The organism is Nostoc sp. 2RC (genome assembly GCF_014222165.1).
In the GTDB taxonomy this organism is placed as follows: domain Bacteria; phylum Cyanobacteriota; class Cyanobacteriia; order Cyanobacteriales; family Nostocaceae; genus Nostoc; species Nostoc linckia.
Genome location: NZ_JACKZU010000723.1, coordinates 1 through 1,140 on the forward strand (window position 1 = coordinate 1; position 1,140 = coordinate 1,140).

General features: G+C 33.4%; 1 protein-coding gene. It reads right to left on the reverse strand.

What is annotated here, in order from left to right:
- Positions 1-250: 250 nt before the first annotated feature.
- Positions 251-1,039, reverse strand: a complete 789-nt coding sequence (locus GNE10_RS34665; RefSeq protein WP_260447153.1) for a sulfite exporter TauE/SafE family protein — start codon at positions 1,037-1,039, stop codon at positions 251-253.
- Between the last annotated feature and the right edge of the window lie 101 nt (positions 1,040-1,140).

Genomic DNA, 1,140 nt, shown 5'->3' on the forward strand with positions numbered 1-1,140 from the left:
CTCTTATTTGATTTTTGAAAATAACCCCATACACCTATATTTTCTGAAACACTTTTACCTATTGTCTATTACCTGATACCAATTTGAAAAAAGAATGCGACACATAGACAAGACCCCTCCCCAACCCTCCCCGATGCTTTGGGGAGGATGCCGTCAGGCGGGTGGGTATCTGTCGCAAACATTTTTTGAATCGGTATGACTACGCAAATAATTTCAGATATCAAATCAGATTCCTATAAATTTTGGTTGATTATGAAACAAAATCAAATAACGTCTTGATTGCAAGGGCAATTACAGTAGTGAGAAATATACGCCGTAACCAAATATTATTAAGTTTGAGGGCAACTTTTGAGCCGACAATGCCGCCAATAAACATAGTAATACTTAGAATAATACCAAGCTTATAATCTACTATTCCTTGTATTAGAAAAATAATTGTAGCAATTAGTGAAGAAAAAATATTAATCAACTTTGTATTTGCTACCGCTTGTACAAATGTCATCTGGAATAAGCTGACGTAAGCTGCTGTCAACATTGTGACATAACCACCACTAAAGAAACCACCATAGACACCAAGGAAAAAAGTTGCTACATATCCACCAATTTCCTTGATTTTTGATAGATGCTTTTTTGGTGCAATGATTCCAGCATGACGATTTGTGATGGAAAATATACTAACTATAATCATCAAAATAGAGATAATTGCAGGCATCGTTGTTGCGGGTATTACTAAAACAAGTAATGCACCTATAATGGAACCTAAAATTGTTAATAAAATGATTTTTGGCAAGCGATTGTAGTCATTTAATTTTTTACCAATAAAAGGCAATGTACCCCCAATACTCATAAAAGTTAATGCCAGCATATTAGTGGCAACAGCAGTACGCGGTTCAATACTAAATTGCAACATTACAGGAACGGTAATTAAAGAAGTGCTTCCTGTAATGACGCTGATAATACTTGTGACAAAGAAAATTGCTATGAGCAATATTAATTGATTCTCATGCATAAAAACTATTTTTTTTTGTTGCCAATACATTTTTTGCAAGTGCTGAAAATAGCCAATAGATTTTTTTTGGCTATGAAAATGACAGCCTTGATTTTCAATATATTAATACAGTAAAAATTTTCTGTAAATTT

Coding starts and splice junctions, on each gene's coding strand:
- GNE10_RS34665 (WP_260447153.1), bottom strand. CDS start 1,039: ATGTATTGGCAACAAAAAAAAATAGTTTTTATGCATGAGAATCAATTA.